The sequence below is a fragment of the Leifsonia sp. LS1 genome, assembly GCF_020521355.1.
Taxonomy (GTDB): Bacteria; Actinomycetota; Actinomycetes; order Actinomycetales; family Microbacteriaceae; genus Leifsonia.
Window position 1 is genome coordinate 93,493 of record NZ_BPER01000009.1, and the last position, 14,389, is coordinate 107,881.

The 14,389-nt window shown below is 69.5% G+C and carries 19 protein-coding genes; 8 read left to right on the top strand and 11 right to left on the bottom strand.

The features are described from left to right. Positions 1-42: 42 nt before the first annotated feature. The 3 genes from LLS1_RS15885 to upp all read right to left on the bottom strand — a co-directional run bounded on the left by LLS1_RS15885 (position 43) and on the right by upp (position 2,646). The gene (locus LLS1_RS15885; RefSeq protein ID WP_226657051.1) at positions 43-702 is read right to left on the bottom strand and encodes a GNAT family N-acetyltransferase; all 660 of its coding nucleotides are present in this window, start codon (positions 700-702) and stop codon (positions 43-45) included. 203 nt (positions 703-905) lie between these two features. Beyond that, positions 906-1,616 carry a winged helix-turn-helix domain-containing protein gene (locus tag LLS1_RS15890; RefSeq protein WP_226657053.1) on the bottom strand — a complete coding sequence of 237 codons (711 nt, stop codon included), beginning with the start codon at positions 1,614-1,616 and terminating at the stop codon, positions 906-908. Positions 1,617-2,013: 397 nt separating this feature from the next. Beyond that, positions 2,014-2,646, bottom strand: a complete 633-nt coding sequence (gene upp, locus LLS1_RS15895; protein WP_223359295.1) for a uracil phosphoribosyltransferase — start codon at positions 2,644-2,646, stop codon at positions 2,014-2,016. A 38-nt stretch (positions 2,647-2,684) separates the two neighbouring features. On the opposite strand from upp, the gene tadA reads away from it, so the two are divergent. Continuing rightward, entirely contained in the window at positions 2,685-3,152 is a 468-nt protein-coding gene (gene tadA, locus LLS1_RS15900) for a tRNA adenosine(34) deaminase TadA (RefSeq protein WP_223359296.1), read from the top strand. Between the two features lie 22 nt (positions 3,153-3,174). Here the strand turns inward: tadA and LLS1_RS15905 are convergent, their stop codons facing one another. Together LLS1_RS15905 and LLS1_RS15910 are read right to left on the bottom strand one after the other, a co-directional pair. Further along, positions 3,175-3,891 carry a gamma-glutamyl-gamma-aminobutyrate hydrolase family protein gene (locus LLS1_RS15905; RefSeq protein WP_223359298.1) on the bottom strand — a complete coding sequence of 239 codons (717 nt, stop codon included), beginning with the start codon at positions 3,889-3,891 and terminating at the stop codon, positions 3,175-3,177. Beyond that, entirely contained in the window at positions 3,888-4,850 is a 963-nt protein-coding gene (locus tag LLS1_RS15910; RefSeq protein ID WP_223359300.1) for a cation diffusion facilitator family transporter, read from the bottom strand. Before LLS1_RS15910 ends, LLS1_RS15905 begins: the two co-directional genes overlap by 4 nt. Positions 4,851-4,872: 22 nt before the next feature. Here LLS1_RS15910 and proC point away from each other — a divergent pair, with 22 nt between their 5' ends. After that, positions 4,873-5,721 carry a pyrroline-5-carboxylate reductase gene (gene proC, locus LLS1_RS15915; RefSeq protein WP_226657055.1) on the top strand — a complete coding sequence of 283 codons (849 nt, stop codon included), beginning with the start codon at positions 4,873-4,875 and terminating at the stop codon, positions 5,719-5,721. A 60-nt stretch (positions 5,722-5,781) separates the two neighbouring features. Here the strand turns inward: proC and LLS1_RS15920 are convergent, their stop codons facing one another. From LLS1_RS15920 to LLS1_RS15930, 3 genes are all read right to left on the bottom strand, one after another. After that, on the bottom strand, positions 5,782-6,660 hold the full coding sequence (locus tag LLS1_RS15920; RefSeq protein WP_226657057.1) for an endonuclease domain-containing protein: 879 nt from the start codon (positions 6,658-6,660) through the stop codon (positions 5,782-5,784). A gap of 123 nt (positions 6,661-6,783) precedes the next feature. After that, a complete protein-coding gene (locus LLS1_RS15925) occupies positions 6,784-7,455 on the bottom strand; it encodes a TrkA family potassium uptake protein (protein ID WP_223359305.1) in 672 nt (223 codons plus the stop codon). After that, positions 7,448-8,884 (bottom strand): TrkH family potassium uptake protein, encoded by a 1,437-nt coding sequence (locus LLS1_RS15930; RefSeq protein WP_226657059.1) that lies wholly within the window; start codon positions 8,882-8,884, stop codon positions 7,448-7,450. The genes LLS1_RS15925 and LLS1_RS15930 overlap by 8 nt, the downstream gene beginning before the upstream one ends. A 66-nt stretch (positions 8,885-8,950) precedes the next feature. Here LLS1_RS15930 and LLS1_RS15935 point away from each other — a divergent pair, with 66 nt between their 5' ends. The 5 genes from LLS1_RS15935 (at position 8,951) to LLS1_RS15955 (ending at position 10,546) form a co-directional block, all read left to right on the top strand. After that, positions 8,951-9,373, top strand: a complete 423-nt coding sequence (locus tag LLS1_RS15935) for a helix-turn-helix transcriptional regulator (protein WP_223359307.1) — start codon at positions 8,951-8,953, stop codon at positions 9,371-9,373. Between the two features lie 105 nt (positions 9,374-9,478). Then, a complete protein-coding gene (locus LLS1_RS15940) occupies positions 9,479-9,673 on the top strand; it encodes a helix-turn-helix domain-containing protein (protein ID WP_223359308.1) in 195 nt (64 codons plus the stop codon). Between the two features lie 70 nt (positions 9,674-9,743). Continuing rightward, a complete protein-coding gene (locus LLS1_RS15945) occupies positions 9,744-9,842 on the top strand; it encodes a 30S ribosomal protein bS22 (protein ID WP_003792170.1) in 99 nt (32 codons plus the stop codon). A gap of 147 nt (positions 9,843-9,989) precedes the next feature. Next, complete coding sequence (locus LLS1_RS15950) at positions 9,990-10,253, top strand: glutaredoxin family protein (RefSeq protein ID WP_226657066.1); 264 nt, start codon at positions 9,990-9,992, stop codon at positions 10,251-10,253. Then, complete coding sequence (locus tag LLS1_RS15955) at positions 10,250-10,546, top strand: Dabb family protein (protein WP_226657068.1); 297 nt, start codon at positions 10,250-10,252, stop codon at positions 10,544-10,546. The genes LLS1_RS15950 and LLS1_RS15955 overlap by 4 nt, the downstream gene beginning before the upstream one ends. 64 nt (positions 10,547-10,610) lie before the next feature. Here LLS1_RS15955 and LLS1_RS15960 read toward each other — a convergent pair whose 3' ends face one another. After that, on the bottom strand, positions 10,611-11,312 hold the full coding sequence (locus tag LLS1_RS15960; protein WP_226657070.1) for a GntR family transcriptional regulator: 702 nt from the start codon (positions 11,310-11,312) through the stop codon (positions 10,611-10,613). After that, complete coding sequence (locus tag LLS1_RS15965; protein ID WP_226657072.1) at positions 11,312-11,992, bottom strand: GntR family transcriptional regulator; 681 nt, start codon at positions 11,990-11,992, stop codon at positions 11,312-11,314. Before LLS1_RS15965 ends, LLS1_RS15960 begins: the two co-directional genes overlap by 1 nt. Positions 11,993-12,216: 224 nt before the next feature. Between LLS1_RS15965 and LLS1_RS15970 the strand changes: the two genes are divergently transcribed. Further along, positions 12,217-13,071 carry a polyphosphate kinase 2 family protein gene (locus tag LLS1_RS15970; protein WP_226657074.1) on the top strand — a complete coding sequence of 285 codons (855 nt, stop codon included), beginning with the start codon at positions 12,217-12,219 and terminating at the stop codon, positions 13,069-13,071. Between the two features lie 22 nt (positions 13,072-13,093). Here LLS1_RS15970 and LLS1_RS15975 read toward each other — a convergent pair whose 3' ends face one another. After that, the gene (locus LLS1_RS15975) at positions 13,094-14,383 is read right to left on the bottom strand and encodes an isochorismate synthase MenF (RefSeq protein WP_226657076.1); all 1,290 of its coding nucleotides are present in this window, start codon (positions 14,381-14,383) and stop codon (positions 13,094-13,096) included. Between the last annotated feature and the right edge of the window lie 6 nt (positions 14,384-14,389).

Below are 14,389 nucleotides of genomic sequence, written 5' to 3' on the forward strand. Positions count from 1 at the left end.
CCGGTTAGGAAACGGGAATCGGGATCCCACAGGGCTGTCCACCTAGGGCGGATGTGCGAGGGTGCACTCGCCCCGACTTCGGGAACATGGAATCGGCGTCAGGCGCCCCTGATCTCGAAGCGGCCAAGTGATGTGACGACTATCGGGCTTGGACAGTCGATCGACACGGACAAATCCCTGATCAGCGATGCGACGCTGGCCAGCGGTAGCGATAAACAACACGACGGAACTCTCACGGTCGGTCTGACCCCGGTCAGGGGACGCTCGCCGAAGGTGCAGCAGCGGGTGCGCGCGGCCCTCTCCGTCGAGCTCCGAGCGGCCCGTCTGGACGAACCCCTTGGCGGCGTAGAAGGTGCGTCCGCTCTGATTGTCCTCGTTCACGTCGACGCGGAGGATCGGGTGCTCGGCGGCGATCGTCTCGAGGAGGGCTGTGCCGATGCCTGAACCGTGCGCGACGGGGTCGACGAAGAGCATGTGGATCTCGCCGTCGTCCTGAGCGATGAAGCCGAGCGGTTCCGCGCTGGGCGCCGAGACCGCCACTCGGAGGTCGGTCATCTGCGGGAGATAGCCCGCGACCATTCCCTCGTACCAGTCCACCTCCACGGCTGTGAGGAAATCGTGGGTCGCCTCCACCGCCCGTCGCCAGATGGCCAGCAGGTCGGCATGGTCGTCGGAGGAAGCGGGGCGGATCTCGACAGTCACGCGCTCCACGATAGCGGCCTGTCGCGCCACCCTGTCCCGCGTTCGCGGTACCCGCCGTACGTGGGAACGATGGCCGGGGAGCGGCGACTCCCCGGCCATCGAGAAACCTTCAGCCGTTCCATGCGGAACCTGTGTCAACAGTCACCGAGGGTCGAATCAGATGATATCGCGTGCCCGGCGTGCGGCCGCCGGGCGGCGGTGGCTCAGAACAGGTCGGGGGAGGGAGCGCTCGCGTGGCGGATGGAGACATCCGCGTGGCGGTCGAAGCGGTAGCCGACGCCACGGACGGTGCGCACGATGTCCTCGTAGCGGGCCAGCTTGGCGCGCAGACGGCGCACGTGCACGTCGATGGTGCGCTCGTTCGGCACGTCCTCCTCGTCCGCACCGCTCCACAGCGACGAGATGAGCTCGGCGCGCTCGATGGTGCGGCCCTCACGCAGCACGAGGTACTGCAGCAGCTCGAACTCCTTGTAGGTGAGTGCGACGGTCTGGTTGTCCAGGATGAGGCGCTTGCGGGAGATGTCGACGACGACGCCGGAGGCGGCGCGGTCCTCGTCCTCGTCGATCGCGGCGGTGTGGCGGTGCTTCGCGATCGCGGACGGGTCCTGCAGGGCGAGGCGCACGACGTCCACATCACGGCCGCCGGCGCCGGCCGGGGCGATGGCGACGGCGGCATAGGTCTCCGCGGCCGGGGCGAGCTCGGCGGTGAGGGCCTTCAGCGCCTCCACGATACGACCGAGGTCGGTTCCGGCAGCGGCGGCCTTGGCCTCGTCGATGCCGACGTAGAGCACGAAGCCGCGGGCCTCGGTGCCGTCCGGTACCGCACGGATCTTCGGGGCCGGGGCGGGGGTGGGCGCGGCAGCGGTGGGGCGGAGGGCGGTGGGGGGGAAGGTGTCGACGGTGGCGAGAGACATGGGAGTCAAGTCCTTAGATGATGTCGCGTTCCCTGTTGTCCACCGTCGCCGCGGGACGGTCGTCCCGAATGGATGAGTGCGGAGAGCGGTGCGGGGAATCGCACAAGAAAATGTGTTGGCCGTATCGGTGACGGCTGGTGCGCGGGAGCGTGCGTGTGGCGCTCCCGGGGAGCTTCCGCCCGATCACGAGGGGGTGGTCGGAGGGCGGTCGGCTCGGCGAAGGGTCGTCAGATCAGCGACACATTCGGCAACACATGACCGAGTCGCGGCCGGCCATCATCATGCCGGCATCCCCAAGGGCCTCGAAGGAGGTCAGGGTACGCGAGTTGTCAGTCATGGTGGTAGTAAAGCGAACCATGACTCGCGGTGTCAAATCATTACGGAATATTGCAGGCGTTCACACAGTGCCGTAGAGGCGGTCTCCGGCGTCGCCGAGACCGGGGACGATGTAGCCGTTCTCGTTGAGGCGCTCGTCCAGCGCACCCAGCACGATCGTCACGTTGCGTCCGGCGGTCGCCTTCTCCAGTGCCTCCAGGCCCTCGGGGGCGGCGAGGATGCAGATGGCGGTGACGTCGACGGCGTTGCGCTTGAAGAGGAAGTCGATGGCCGCGCCGAGCGAGCCTCCGGTCGCCAGCATCGGGTCGAGCACGAAGCACTGCCGGTCGGAGAGGTCGTGAGGAAGACGCTCCGCGTACGTGGTCGGCTGGAACGTCTCCTCGTCGCGGGCCATGCCGAGGAACCCGACCTCTGCGGTCGGCATGAGCCGGACCATGCCCTCCAGCATCCCGAGTCCGGCGCGCAGGATGGGGACGACGAGCGGGCGCGGCTCGCTGATCGCGACACCGGTCGTCGTGGTGACCGGGGTCTCGATCCCGATCGGCTCGACGCGCACCGCGCGGGTCGCCTCGTAGGCGAGCAGGGTGACGAGCTCCTCGGTGAGCGCGCGGAACACGGGCGACGGCGTCGTCTTGTCGCGGAGCACGGTGAGCTTGTGGGTGATGAGGGGGTGGTCAGCTACGTGCACTCGCATAGGCTCAAGGCTAGCCGACATCCCGCCTGGAGGAGCCTGTGTCCCTGTCCGTCCCCGCCGACTACGAGCAGTGGATGCGGCGCGCCGTCGCCGACGCCCGCCTCGCCTTCGGTACCGGGGACGTCCCGGTCGCGGCGCTGGTGCTCGACGAACGCGGCGAGGTGATCGGCACCGGCCGCAACGAGCGCGAGCTGCACCACGATCCGACCGCGCACGCGGAGGTGCTCGCCCTGCGTGCCGCGGCGGCCTCCCGCGACGATTGGCACCTCGACGGCTGCACGCTCGTCGTCACGCTGGAGCCGTGCGTGATGTGCGCGGGCGCTGTCCTCGCGGCGCGCGTCCCGACCGTCGTGTTCGGCGCGTGGGACGAGAAGGCCGGGGCCGTGGGATCGGTCTACGACGTGCTGCGCGACCGTCGGCTCAACCATCGCGTCGAGGTGTTCGCCGGGGTGCTGGCGGAGGAGTGCGCCGAGCTGTTGCTCGACTTCTTCCGCGCGAAGCGCTGAGGCCGCTCCCGGCCGTGGCCGCTCAGCGGGGCAGCTGCTCCAGCCACTCCGAGAACGCCGCGCGGGAGGCCTCCTGCATCCGCGCCGAGTACAGCTCGCGGTCGCGCCGGAGCGCTTCGGGGTCGATCGCCTGCTCGTCCAACTCGTTGTATCCGTCCGACACCCAGGTCTCGTGCATCTCGTCCGTGACCTCGGGATGGAACTGCACGGCCAGCGCGAAGTCGCCGATCGCGAACGCCTCGTTGGAGTAGTCGCTCGACGAGGCCAGCCGGGTCGCCCGCTCGGGCAGTTCGAACGTGTCGCCGTGCCACTCGACGACCGGCACACCCTCGAAGTGGCGGAGGGGAGAGGCGGCACCGGCCTCCGTCGTCTCGACGCGGCGGTAACCGATCTGCGTGGTGTCGCCCTTGTAGACCCGCTCCCCGAGCGCGCCCGCCATGAGCTGGGCACCCAGGCAGACCCCGAGGGTCGGCCGCTCCGCCTCGATCCGGTCGCGCAGTAGGGACTTCTCCGCCTCCAGGAACGGGAACTCGTCGGTCTGGTAGGCGCCCATCTCGCCGCCGAGCACGACGACCAGATCGGCCTCCGCCGGGTCGATCGCGGCGACGTCGTCCGGGCTGGTCACCTCGACGATGCGCAGCGCATAGCCGTGCTCCTCAAGGGTCGGGCCGATGTTGCCGAGATGGATGGTGGGGTCGTGCTGCAGGACGAGCGCGGTGCGGGTGGGGGTGCCGGTCACTCCAGGCCCTTCAGGATGATGGTGTCGGTGGCGGGGTGCTTCTCGTTCGGGTCGATCCAGACGTCCGGCTCGATGTAGATGACGCGGGCCGCGGGCACGGCGGCACGGATGCGGCGCTCGACGGTGTCGATCGCCGCAGAGACGTCGGCGAGTCGCTGCTCGCCCGGGAGCGCGAGCTTGGCGGCGACCATCAGCTCGTCCGGGCCCAGGTACAGCGTCTTCATGTGGATGATCCGCTCGACCTCGCCGCCGCCGAGGATCGCGCCCTCGATCGCAGCGACGTCCGCGTCGCTCGCACCCTCGCCCACAAGGAGGCTCTTGGTCTCGATGCCGAGGATGATCGCCACGACGATGAGCAGCAGGCCGATGAAGAGGGTGCCGATCGCATCCCACACGCCGTTGCCCGTGATGACCGTGAGGCCGACACCGAGGAGGGCGAACACCAGACCCGTGAGCGCCGCCACATCCTCCAGCAGCACCACGGGAAGCTCGGGGGCCTTCGCGCGGCGCACGAACTGCGGCCACGACATCCCCTTCTTGTGCGGGCGGGACTCGTGGACGGCCGTGCGGAGGGAGAAGGACTCCAGACCGATCGCGATGGCCAACACGAGCACCGGAAGCCACCAGTTGTCGAGCGGGTGCGGGTGGGCCAGCTTCTCGAAGCCCTCGTAGAGCGAGAACACGCCGCCGACCGAGAACAGGATGATCGACACGACGAAGGCGTACACGTAGCGTTCGCGGCCGTAGCCGAACGGGTGCTCCTTGTCCGCCTGACGCTTCGCCTGGCGGCCGCCGAGCAGGAGCAGCAGCTGGTTGCCGGAGTCGGCGAGCGAGTGGACGCCCTCGGCGAGCATCGAGGAGGAGCCGGAGAAGAACCAGGCGATGAATTTCGTCAGCGCGATCCCGAGGTTCGCCGAGAACGCGGCGATGATCGCCCTGGTGCCTCCTGATGCGCTCATGCCCTCATCCTAGGATGGCCGCATGACCGACACGCAGAACGTGACGCTGCCCACCATCGCGATGCTCGGAGCCGGCTCCATGGGCCGCGCCATCCTCTCCGGGCTCCTCGCTCCCGGCGTGTCCGTGGCCGGCGGGGTGCGCGTGACCAACCGCTCCGCCGCCCGCGCCGCGGAGCTCGCCGACACCCCTGGCGTCACCGCGTCCGCGACCGATGACGACCCCGAGGCGAACCGCCGCGCCGTCGAGGGCGCCGAGATCGTCATCGTCGCCGTGAAGCCCGCGATGGTCCCCGACCTGCTCCGCGAGATCTCGTCGTCGCTCACGCCGGGCGCCGTCGTCGTCAGCGTCGCCGCCGGAGTGACCGTCGCGACGTTCGAGTCCCTGCTGCCCGAGTCGGTCTCCGTCGTCCGCGCGATGCCGAACACGCCTGCCGTGGTCGGCAAGGCGGTCACCGGCATCAGCGCGGGCACCCGCACGGAACCGGAGGACCTCACGCTGGTGCGCGTGCTCTTCGAGACCGTCGGCCAGGTCGTCGAGGTCCCCGAGTCGCAGCTCGATGCCCTCAGCACCATCTCCGGGTCCGGACCGGCGTACGTGTTCCTCCTGATCGAGGCACTGACCGACGCCGCCGTCGCCAAGGGCTTCACGCCCGAGCAGGCGGCCGTGCTCGTGAACGGCACGTTCCTCGGCGCCTCGGAGCTCCTCGCGGCCTCTCACGACGACTCCGCCGAGCTGCGTCGGCGCGTCACCAGCCCCAAGGGCACCACTGAGCGCGCCATCGCGGTCCTCCAGGAGGCCGACCTCCCGGACCTCTTCGCCCGCGCCACCGACGCCGCCCTCGCCCGCGCCCGCGAGCTCGCCGCCGGCTGACCCCCGCGCCGGCGCCCAAGCGGCCCAAAATCGGGTCCAGAGTGCCGAGCGGCCCGACAATCAGCCGCCTCGCGACGCTCTGAGCGCAGTTCGGACCCGTTCGGCCACAGCGCCGAACTCGTCGGCGGCTGTGACGAACACGACGTTCCAGCCGCGCTGCACGAGCCACTCCCGCCGGGCGATGTCTTTGCGGTACGCCTCTGCCGTGAGTCTGTGGTGGTCACCCAGATACTCGATCGCCACCCCGGCGGCCGGATACGCGAGATCGATCATCGCCGCGGTGCGCCCGTCATCCCCGCCCACCCGGTAGTTGGGTTCGGGCGTCGGGAGTCCGGCATCCTCGAGGGCCAAGCGCAGTCGTGTCTCCTGCGGAGACAGCGAACCGTAGCGGATGCGCGCGAACGCGCTTCGCAGGGTGCGGGCTCCTCGGCGTGCACCGTACCGCTCGAGCGCCGATTCGAGCTGACCCGTCGTCGCGGGAGGCGCGGACCCGTTGTACGGCTGGTCGCCGGTGACGACGTAGTCGCCGGCGACGATGAGCTCCTCCGTCGTGAGGATGCTGCCGAGCTGCACCCACGCCTCTTCGGGTGCGAACACCCGCACGCCGTGCATCCACAGTTGCCGCTGCCCGTTCGGTGTGATGCGGTGCCCGATGACCCCTCTCGCTTTGACGCGATGTGCGGGCTCGAACACGCAGACGTCCACGTCGCGCGGCTCCGCGCTGCGAGGCAACGGGATCCCGTGGAGCAGCGCGGCGGAGCGATGGGAGATGACGGCGTCCGGTGGAAGGATCAGCGTGGCCGCAGTGCAGAGTTCGACGTGGTTGCGAGGTGCCGTCTCCGTCCGTGCGCCGTGGAACGGCCGGTGGTATCGCTTGCTGTAGAGGCTGCTCCGTGGCATTCCCACGGCCAGCCCGTCCTCGACCCTGAATCCATCCATCCCGCGACCCAAGCACACTCCGCATCACCGCGCGGTTGTCTCTCCACAGGCGTGCGATCGAGAGGGCGCAAAGTGGGGTCTAAGCACGCGAAGCGGCTGAGAATGGGCCGTCTCGACGGGCGGCTAGGAGTCGAGGGCGGCGAAGCGCTCGATGTCGGCGGAGGTGCCCGAGATGATGATGAGGTCGTGGTTGGAGACGACGGTGTCGGCGGTGGCGTAGGTGAAGGGCTTGCCGGGGCTCTTCACGCCGACGACGGTGATGTTGTACTTGCTGCGCACGCCCGACTCGGTGAGGTTGAGGCCGCGGATGGGCTTCGGCGGATACATCTTGACGAGGGCGAAGTCGTCGTCGAACTCGATGAAGTCGAGCATTCGGCCCGAGACGAGGTGAGCGACGCGCTCGCCCGCTTCGGCCTCCGGGTAGATGACGTGGTTGGCGCCGATGCGCTCCAGGATCTTGCCGTGGGACTGCGAGATGGCTTTGGCCCAGATCTGGGGCACCTTGAGGTCGACGAGGTTGGCCGTGATGAGCACGCTGGCCTCGATGGAAGAGCCGACGGCGACGACGCCGATCGAGAAGTCCTCCGCACCGATCTGCCGGAGGGTCTCGATCGAACGGGCGTCCGCCTGCACGGTGTGCGTGACGCGGTCGGCCCATTTCTGCACCAGGCCCGCGTCGGTGTCGATGGCCAGCACCTCCCGGCCGAGCCGGTCGAGCTGGCCCGCCGTCGCGGCCCCGAAGCGGCCGAGGCCGATCACGAGGACGGGGGCGTTGTGCTTGATCCGGTCAACCAACGAGCGGCCTCTCCTCGGGGTTCTGGTACAGCTGCTTGCGCTGGCTCTGCGCCAGCGCTGCGGCGAGAGTCACTGTACCAACGCGCCCGCAGAACATGGTGACGGCCATCACGTAGACGCCGGGATCGGGGAGGGAGGCCGTCAGGCCGGTCGAGAGGCCGCAGGTCGCGAAGGCGGAGATCACGTCGAACAGCACGTGGTCGAGCGGCGCCTTGGTCATCTGCAGGATCACGATCGTCGAGACCGCGACGATCGTGGCGCCCCAGAGTGCCACCGCGACCGACAGTCGCAGCACGTCGACGGGGATGCGCCGCCGGAACGCGTCCATGGACTCCACACCCCGCGCCTCCGCGAACGCCGCCAGGAACAGCACGGCCAGCGTGGTGACCTTGATGCCGCCCGCGGTGGAGGCTGACCCGCCTCCGATGAACATCAGCATGTCCGTCACGAGCAGGCTCGACCCGTGGAGGTCGCTGATCTGGATGGTCGAGAAGCCTCCCGACCGCGCCATCGTCGACAGGAAGAACGACTGGAAGACCGTGTGCCCCGCGTCGAGGTTCCCGAACGTCTTGGGGTTGTCGTACTCGAGCACGATGTAGAGCACGGCGCCCGCGACGAGCAGGATGACCGATGTCAGCAGGGTCAGCTTGACGTGGATGGACCAGCGCCGCCGCTTCTTGCGGAGATTGGAGGCGATGGCGAGGATGACCGGGAAGCCGATCGCGCCCAGGAACACGCCGATCATCAGCGCGCCGAGGAACCAGAAGTCCTCGGCGAACGGCGTCAGCCCCTCCGCGTTGGGCGCGAATCCCGTGTTCGTGAACGCCATGGCGGAGTAGTACAGGCTCTCCCAGAGGGCCGAGCCGAACGACATCCCGGCCAGGAGCATGCGGGGGAGCAGGAGCACGGCGACGAGGCCCTCGATGACGACCATGCTGAGCGCGACGGTCGTGAGCAGCTTGCCGACCTCGCCGAGCCGAACCGCCTGGCCTTCCGCCACGGGGCCGGCGTGGATGCGCAGCGGGTTGCTGTCGCTCGCCGCCATGAGCTTGGCGCGCAGCCCGAGCCGGCGCGAGATGACCAGGCCCAGGATGCTCGCCATGGTGAGCACGCCGACGGCGCCGATCTGGACGCCGAGGTAGACCAGCAGGTGGCCGAAGACCGACCAGTGGGTGGCCATGTCCACCGTCGAGAGCCCGGTGACGCAGATGACGGAGACGGCGGTGAAGAGGGCGTCCGCCAGCGGGGTCACCGAGCCCTTCACCGTCGCGATGGGCAGCGAGAACAGCAAGGTGAAGATCAGGATGAGGAGGGTGAAGACGAGGATCGCGAATCGCGACGGGCTCCGGGAGGCGAAGGCGTTGAGCGCGCCGCGCACCCGGACCACGGGGGTGGCGGCGCCGCGCCGGGCCGCCGGGGTCGTAGCCATCGTCCGTTCCCTCCCACCGAAGCTTCGGACATGGTACTCCGCCAGTGGAGTGACTAGCCTGGGGGGATGGCCGACATCTTCGACGTGATCGCCGACCCCACGCGGCGCGACATCCTTCGCGTGCTGCTCGACCGTCACTCGGAGGCTCCCGACGGCGTCGGCGAGATCTCGGTCTCGGAGATCGTGGCGACCCTCGAGCTGAGCCAGCCGACCGTCTCGAAGCACCTCAAGGTGCTGCGGGAGGCCGGCCTCGTGTCGGTGCGCGAGGAGGGTCAGCACCGCTACTACCGGCTCGACGCGACGCCGCTGGAGCTCGTCGAGGACTGGGTCATCCCGTTCACCGCGGCCGATGTCGACGCCGCCGCGATCTCGGCGCAGCTCGCGGAGGAGACTCGCGAGTTCGCGAGCACCGTCGGAAAGGTGCTGGCCGACACCCGGCACGCGGTGTCGAACGCGACCGAGCGCGTCACCAAGTGGCGGCGCGACTGAGCGGCGCCTCCTGGCGCTCGCGCTTGCCGCGAGAGGCAGCGGCCCAATAGAGTCCTGTCACCCGCCGGACACCCGAGTACCATGGCGGGCGGAGAGAGGACGTCGATGGCACACGATCTGAAGGACGTGCGCTTCCTGACGGTCGCGGAGGTGGCCGACATGATGCGCGTCTCCCGTATGACCGTGTACCGGATGGTGCACTCCGGGGAGCTCCCGGCCATCCGTTTCGGCCGCTCGTTCCGGGTGCCGGAGTCGGCCGTCGATCAGGCTCTGGAGAACCACGTCGCCGACACGGCCTGACGTCGGGTAAACTGGGTGTTCGTGTCGCCGCGCACCCCGCGGCAAACCCCCCTAACTTTGTGAGGTCTACGTGGGTTCCGTTATCAAGAAGCGTCGCAAGCGTATGGCGAAGAAGAAGCACCGCAAGCTTCTCCGCAAGACGCGCCACCAGCGTCGCAACAAGAAGTAGACCTCAGCGTCTGCGGCTCAAGCGTCGGTCCGTTCTGGCCCGGCGCTTTTTGCTGTTCCCGGAAGAGCGCAGTGCTGTGCCCGGAAGAGCACAGCGCTGTTCCCGGAGACATACAGTGCTGTGCCCTCACGGGCTAGGCTGATCCCTGTGTCCGCCGTCACTCTGACCCTCATCGGCAAGCCGGGCTGTCATCTCTGCGACGACGCCCGCGATGTGATCCGCACGGTCGTCGACGAGCTCCCGGACGGCGCTCCGGTCGTGGACGTCGAGGAGCTGAGCATCCTCGACGATGCGGTCCTGCACGAGAAGTACGTGGAGGAGATTCCGGTCGTCCTGGTGGCCGGGCGCATGCACACCTACTGGCGGGTCGATCCGGCCCGGTTGCGCACCGCGATCCTGGAGGACCGATGACCATTCGCCACGTCGTCACGTGGAAGCTCGCCTCGTCCGACGAGGCCGAGCGTGCCGAGCACGCCGCCGCCGTGAAGGCGAAACTGGAGTCGCTCGTCGGCGTCGTGCCGGAGATCGAGCGCCTCGAGGTCGGCGTCAACGTGCTGCCCGGTAACTTCGATCTGGTCCTGATCAGCGATTTCGCCGATCTGGATGCCGTGGCGCGGTACCAGGTGCATCCCGCGCATGAAGCGGTCGCGTCCTACATCCGCTCCGTGGTCGACGGGCGCAGCGCGGTCGACTTCGAGGTCTGATCCCGGAACGTGGAAGCGCCCGGCCCCTGTGCGGGGCCGGGCGCTTCTCTCGTGGTGGCGATGGTCAGACGGTGGCGTTCTCGTCGATCTCGCGGTCGCTGCGGCGGTGCTCGGCGAGGAACTCGGTGAGCGTCGGTGCGAAGAGCGCGCCGACGAGGTCGCCCGCCTTCTGGCCGTCGCGCGCCTTGGCCGCCTCGAAGATCGCCGTGACGTTCGCCGCGAGCTCGTCCGTGTCGAACGGGCGCTGCCAGGCCGCGATGTAGCGCAGCAGCTGCGGGCCGAGGCCTTCGCTCACGGAGAGCAGCACCGCGTTGTCGGAGTTGCGCGCGAACTCCAGGAAGAAGTCGTTGAGCGCCCGGCCGAGCGCGGGCTTGTCGCCGGCCTTGGCGGTCTTCTTGACCTCCTTCTGCGCCTTGTCGAGGCGGGTGACCGCGGCGTTGTCGAGGCCCGGGACGGCCGTGCGGGCGGCGTGCTCGTGCAGCAGCCCGGTCGTGTAGATGGCCTCGTCGATCGCGCGGCGGTCGATGGGCGCGACGCGCGTGTACCGGTTCGGCGCCATCTCGACCAGTCCGATGTCGGCGAGCTTCATGAGCGCTTCGCGGATGGGGGTGCGGGAGACGCCGAGCCACGAGGTGAGCTTGTCGTCGAGCAGGGTCTCGCCGGGCTCGAGCGTGCCGTCGAGGATGCCGTCGTAGAGGCGGGTGTAGACGACGTCGCGCAGCAGCTGCCGCTCGACGGGGGCGGAGTCCTTCACGGGCAGCGGCATCAGGCGGTCTTCCCTTCGAGTGCGGCGAACTCGTCGACGGCGGTCTGGAGGCCCTTGTCCCAGTATGCGGCGAACGCGGCGGCGGCCTTCTCGGCATCGCCGGCGGTGGCTGCCGTGACGACCGGCTTGAGGAGCGGAAGGCTGCCCACGAACGCGGCGTCGGACGGCGTCGCGATCAGGGCGCGGCGCACTTCGGGGAGGTGTCGCTTGACGAGGCGGGCGATGGTGCGGTTGTCGAGGCGGCGCACGAAAACGTCGATGAGGCCCGCGGTGAGGAGGCCGTCGCGCTCGAGTTTGGTGGCCGTCTTGTCGGCCGCGCTCGTGAGCGTGGCGCGGAGGATCTCCTTGTCGGCGTCGGTGAGGAGCGGGGTCGCATCCCGTACCACGCCGCGCAGCAGGGTGCCGACGGTGTCGACGAGCCCACGGAGTCGGGTCGTGTCGATCGGCGTGACGCGCGTGCGCTTCTGCGGCATGATCTCGACCAGCCCCATGGTGGCCAGCTGGTTCAGCGCTTCGCGGACCGGCGTGCGCGACACACCCACCCACTTCTCGATCTCGGCGTCGTAGAGCTGCTCGCCGGGTGTCAGGTCGCCCTCGACGATCGCGTCGAGGAGACGGAGGAAGACTTCGTCTCGGATGAGCCGTCGCGGGCTGACGGCCTCGGTTACGGGTACAGGCATACTTGAATATTACATCCGCCCCGCCAAGATTCAATCGCCCGATTCCGGACCGGCTCAGAAGCGCCGGCCAAGCGCTTTCCCTCCTGGACCTCGGGTTTCGCGACGAGGCGATCTGGAACGCCGACATCCTGGCCACGGCGCTCGCACCGTGGCTCTCGCGCCGTGGGCGTGGCGTCGCCGCGCTGACATCCCTACGATGGACCCACCCCGACCGAGGAGGAACCGTGGGACGAGAGAGCTATTGGAGCGCGGACCCGGACGGACTGCTTCGCGTCGACGCCGGCGTCCGGCTCGCCGATCGTGACCCCGGTGCGAAGCCCGCCTTCGACGGCGGCAAGCAGGAGGGTGTGTCGGCGCTCGCCGAGGGAGCGGGCATCCTCGCCGACCTGCAGGAGCGTCTCTATGCGGCGGCCACACAGGGCGATCAGCGCCGGGTGCTGCTGGTGCTGCAGGCGATGGACACGGCAGGCAAGGGCGGCATCGTCTCGCATGTCGTCGGCGCGATGAACCCGGGCGGCGTGCGGTACGCCGGGTTCAAGAAGCCGACCGCGGAGGAGCTCGCCCACGACTTCCTCTGGCGCATCGAGAAGGCTCTCCCGGGTGCCGGGCAGGTCGGCGTGTTCGACCGGTCGCACTACGAGGACGTGCTGATCGGACGCGTGCGCAGGCTCGCCCCCGCCGAGGAGATCGAGCGCCGGTACCGCGCCATCAACGACTTCGAGCGGGAGATCGTCGAGACCGGGACGACCCTGGTGAAGGTCATGCTGCACCTCGGCAAGGATGAGCAGCGGAAACGCCTGCAGGACCGCCTGGACCGGCCGGAGAAGCGCTGGAAGTTCAACCCCGGCGACGTGGACGAGCGCCTGCTGTGGGACGACTACCAGGAGGCGTACCAGGTCGTCTTCGATCGCACCTCCACCGCGTACGCTCCCTGGTTCGTCGTGCCCGCGAACCGCAAGTGGTACGCGCGCATCGCGGTGCAGCACCTGCTGATCGACGCCCTCGAGCGCCTGGACCTCGGCTGGCCAGAGCCGGACTACGACGTCGACGAGCAGCGCGCCAGACTCGCGGCGAGCTGACGCCGACCCGGCGGAACGCGGGTCAGCCGAACGCCTCCACGATCGGCCGGAACTTCATCGTGGTCTCGGCGAGTTCGCGTTCCGGATCCGAATCGGCCACGATGCCCGCGCCGGCGTACGCCGTGAGGTCCCCACCGGAGTCGAGCTGCGCGCAACGGAGGGCGATCGCCCACTCGCCGTCGCCGTCGCCACCGACCCAGCCGACCGGTCCGGCGTAGCGGCCGCGGTCGAACGGCTCGAGCTCGCGGATGAGGGCGAGCGCGTCGGGAGTCGGAGTGCCGGCGACGGCGGCCGTCGGGTGGAGGGCGTCGGCGAGGTCGAGCGAACTCGCCCCGTCGCTGAGGGTGCCGGCCACATCGGTGGCGAGGTGCCACAGGTTCGGAAGCTTGAGGGTGAAGGGGAGGTCGCTCGCGTCGAGGTCTGCGCTGTGCGGGCGCAGGGCGTCGAGCACGCTCGCGACGGCGAAGCGGTGCTCCTGCTGGTCCTTCGTGCTGCTCGCCAGCGTGACGGCGGCGTCATGGTCGGAGGCGGCGTCGGTCCCGCGCGAGATCGTGCCGGCGAGGACGCGAGCGGTCACCGTGCCGTGGTGCACGCGCACCAACGTCTCGGGTGAGGAGCCGACGAGACCGTCGACGGCGAACGTCCAGCACTCCGGATAGCCCAGGGCGAGCTCGACGAGGGCGCGGCGGATGTCGGACTCCAGCGGCAGGTGCCCGCGCAGGTCGCGGGCGAGGACGGCCTTGGAGAGGTCGTGCTCGCGGATACGGGCGACGGCGGCCGTCACGGCCTGCCGGTAGCCGTCCTTGCCGAGGCGGCCGGGGAGGAGCGTGAGCCGGTACTCGTCGCCGAACGCGGTCGGGCGGGGAAGCGCGGGCGCCGCCGAGGAGGCGGACCCCTCGGCGGAGTCGGGCTGCGTCAGCGGGCGGATGCGGGTGATCCAGCTCGTGCTCCCGCGGCGCCCGATCACGATCTCGGGGACGATCAGGGTGCTCGTCGCGGCGCTCTCGTCGGCGAACGCGAAGGTGCCGAAAGCGACGAGCCCGGAGCCGGGCGTCGCCACGGCGTCGGTCACCCTCGCGGCCTCGACCGTCGCCCGCCAGGCTGCGGACGCGTCGCTGATGCGGTCGGGGCCGGAGAATTCGAGCCGGAGCGCCTCGCCGATGCCGGCGATCCCCTCGCCCTTCCTGATCCAGAGGAGCGGATGGTGGGCGTCGATGAAGGGGATGAGCTGGCGGACGTCGTCGAGGGGAGTGGTCTCGACCGAGAGCGCCGTCACGTCCGTCGCCTGTCGCGTGGTCGCTGGTGCTGTCACCGCTAC

Bases quoted from the DNA above. Each gene is read 5' to 3' on its own strand.
- LLS1_RS15930 (WP_226657059.1), bottom strand. From the start codon at position 8,884: ATGGCTACGACCCCGGCGGCCCGGCGCGGCGCCGCCACCCCCGTGGTC.
- LLS1_RS15960 (WP_226657070.1), bottom strand. From the start codon at position 11,312: ATGCCGCTGCCCGTGAAGGACTCCGCCCCCGTCGAGCGGCAGCTGCTG.
- LLS1_RS15910 (WP_223359300.1), bottom strand. From the start codon at position 4,850: ATGAGCGCATCAGGAGGCACCAGGGCGATCATCGCCGCGTTCTCGGCG.
- LLS1_RS15955 (WP_226657068.1), top strand. From the start codon at position 10,250: ATGACCATTCGCCACGTCGTCACGTGGAAGCTCGCCTCGTCCGACGAG.
- LLS1_RS15890 (WP_226657053.1), bottom strand. From the start codon at position 1,616: ATGTCTCTCGCCACCGTCGACACCTTCCCCCCCACCGCCCTCCGCCCC.
- LLS1_RS15935 (WP_223359307.1), top strand. From the start codon at position 8,951: ATGGCCGACATCTTCGACGTGATCGCCGACCCCACGCGGCGCGACATC.
- upp (WP_223359295.1), bottom strand. From the start codon at position 2,646: ATGCGAGTGCACGTAGCTGACCACCCCCTCATCACCCACAAGCTCACC.
- LLS1_RS15920 (WP_226657057.1), bottom strand. From the start codon at position 6,660: ATGGATGGATTCAGGGTCGAGGACGGGCTGGCCGTGGGAATGCCACGG.
- LLS1_RS15965 (WP_226657072.1), bottom strand. From the start codon at position 11,992: ATGCCTGTACCCGTAACCGAGGCCGTCAGCCCGCGACGGCTCATCCGA.
- LLS1_RS15940 (WP_223359308.1), top strand. From the start codon at position 9,479: ATGGCACACGATCTGAAGGACGTGCGCTTCCTGACGGTCGCGGAGGTG.
- proC (WP_226657055.1), top strand. From the start codon at position 4,873: ATGACCGACACGCAGAACGTGACGCTGCCCACCATCGCGATGCTCGGA.